At 57.3% G+C, this 2,664-nt stretch carries 2 protein-coding genes; both read right to left on the bottom strand.

All coding sequences use genetic code 11. The features are described 5' to 3' along the window. Positions 1 to 369, bottom strand: a 369-nt coding sequence (locus ACR9Y2_RS40245; RefSeq protein ID WP_435047580.1) for a hypothetical protein, incomplete at its 3' end; no start/stop codon positions are given. A 729-nt stretch (positions 370 to 1,098) separates the two neighbouring features. After that, positions 1,099 to 2,664: RHS repeat-associated core domain-containing protein (locus ACR9Y2_RS40240; protein WP_435047579.1), on the bottom strand; the 1,566-nt coding region annotated here is incomplete at its 5' end.

Raw genomic sequence — 2,664 nt, 5'->3', positions numbered from 1 at the left:
CTGCCCCATCGCATCGTACCCATAGTTCAGGGTCAATCGTTGCGTGAAGATGTCATAGGTGGTGGGGGTGTTCAGTCGTCCGTAGATCGGATAGACCATCTGCGTGACCTTGCCCTCATTGTCATACGAGTAGTTGACCTCCGGAGTCATATACCCATTACTGCCGAAGTCCGAAATCTTGCTGGTCAGCAGACCTGCTGACGTGTAACTGTAATGCTCCGTCACCGCACCCGGAACAGCCACAGCGGCCAGCCGCCCCCAGATATTCCGCGTGGAGGAGTTCGACCCATCGTAGTCATAGGTGTTCGTAGTCCGCTGGTTCACGTCTTCCGCCCCAGTCGACACCGGATACCGCTTCACCATCGTCACGCGCCCATACGCGTCATAGACATTCTCGACCTTTTGGTTCTTCGCGCCTAACCCCTGCTGACAAACTAGTCATCGGTTCTCACCCCACTTACCCCCATGGCCCTTGACGGAGCTGCGTGAGCACAACTCCAACCTCAACCTCATCCGCTGCGGTACATACAGCGTTCACCCGCTCGGGACGATAGCCCTCCTTGCTGAAAACGGCCGTCTCGGAACTGCGTCTGGACAGGAACCTCAATATTCGGCCGTATTCATCGGTGTTCTCAGATGCTGCGCCCTCCTGCCACTGAACATGTACGCCGGGCAAAGGCTTCCCCTGCGCGTCTCCAACACGAAAATACACCTCACACCCGCCGCGCGAGATGTCGGGCGGGCACTCCTGTAAGTGGACCTTGAGCCGGATCGGCGCCCCCAGACGAAGCTTTAAGCCCGATACCGACACCGGGTGACAATAGTTTGCCCCAACCGTGAGGGTGTGTTCGCCAAAGCCGAAATCACAGATTCGCGTGGTATCGGACGAGCTGCGTTCCTCGAACACCACCTTCCCGGACGCATCTACTAGCTTCACAGGTTGCAGCCGTCCTGGTCGACCGTCGGGAAATACAACCTGGACCGAAAGCGCACAAAAACCTTGCGCCCAACCTGTACTCGCCAGTAGAAGCCAGCCCACAGCTAGAAAGGCCGTCCGAGGAACAAGCGACAATAGATACCTCGCTCCTCCAGTAACTCCTATTTCATGCATGTCGTCACCAGTAACTGCTTGTTGGCATCACTGTCAATTTCGCTATCTCGGGTGCCTCCGGCAATATGCCAAAGTTCATGAAGGATTACGGCCTCTTCGACCTGCACAGCGGTCAAATTCACGTGGTAGGTGTGATTAAACATGTCAACTGTACTCTTCGGAGTAGATAGATTGCCAAACTTCGGAGTTGTGGAATCAGGAAAAAGTACACTGTTAAGAAAGATGGTGGCACCATTATTCCCGCCATACTCCACACGAGTCACCTTCCAGTCGCTGTCTGTACCTACTATGATTGGGGCCGTCAAGAACTTGTATTGGATATCTCGCAAGTCCAACTCTTTTTGTGCGCTATCTACAGTCTTCCATTTTGATGGCCCGAAGATCAGCTTAAAGCAGTCGCTGTTGGATGCAAGCTTATCTCGCGCGTTCTTCTTCGCCTCGGCGGCTGGCTCGGCAAAGCTATTGCTTGGTACGCTCCCTGCGGTTGCAGCGGGCCAAGCCTCATATGACCACCCGCCGCCACCCCAGTCTGCGCCTAGCCCCGAGCTTTCCCGACACGCCAACTCATCCCACGTCGTCCCCGAGAACATACAAAAATTCACAATATTCGAGTCGAACGCTGCCCTGTTGGTCCCCCGCCGATCCGTGAAGTTCACGGAGTCGTTTCCCACATACGCATACTGATTCCAGCTCTGCGGATCAGCCGGCCCCGCGCTCGCCCGGTACGGATCCGCCGAAGTAAACCGCCCCCAAGCCGACGCATAATACCGGTTCTGAGCATAATCCAACCCGGTATAAACATCCCGTTTATAAGTCGTGAAAGTCTCGTCCTGATCCACCGACACCGACCCCGAAACCTCTCCGTACGGATACACCCGGCCATGCGTCCCATCCGGACTCCCCAGCCGGTCCGGCCTCACACCCGTCCACCCATTCAGCACCAGCCGCCCGCCGAAGTACACCCGCAGCTTCGCTTCGCACAGGAACGACACCCCGCCCACCGAGCACCCCGTAAACGTCCCCAACGCCTCGCCGCCCTGCCCGTACACCGTGTACGTCCACGTCCCGCCCTGCAACTTCTTCACCCGCAGGTTCCCCGGACCATACTTGTACGTCTCCGTCACGCTCGGAGTCACAATCTGCGTCATCCGGTTCTCGATATCATACGAGGCCGTCACCGACCCCGACGGCGTCGACCACCCCGTCATGTTCCCATTCGAGTCGTAGCCAAAACCCGCCCCATTCAGCCGGTTCGTCGCCGTATCCACCGTCTGCACCGTCGAAGGAGCCGTACCCTTCGTCACATTCTGCTGCAGCCTATTGCCGAATCCGTCATACACGAAAGACAACCCCCACTGCGGGCCCGTCGTGTACGCCGTCGCAAGCCGCCCGAGTGAATCGTAGGTGTAGTTCTCCTCTTCCCCCGTCACCCAGTTGTGCTTCTGCGCCAGCCGTCCATCGTTGGCTGTCGTCGAGTACCAGTAATTGATGTCCGTGCCCAGGCCCGTCTGTTCCGTCAACTGATTCCGCCCATTGTACTGGAACGTCTCCAG

This window comes from Paludibaculum fermentans (genome assembly GCF_051172195.1).
GTDB classification, from domain to species: Bacteria; Acidobacteriota; Terriglobia; order Bryobacterales; family Bryobacteraceae; genus Paludibaculum; species Paludibaculum fermentans_A.
Note: the sequence above shows the minus strand (reverse complement) of the source record. Positions and strands in the feature narration are given on the sequence as shown.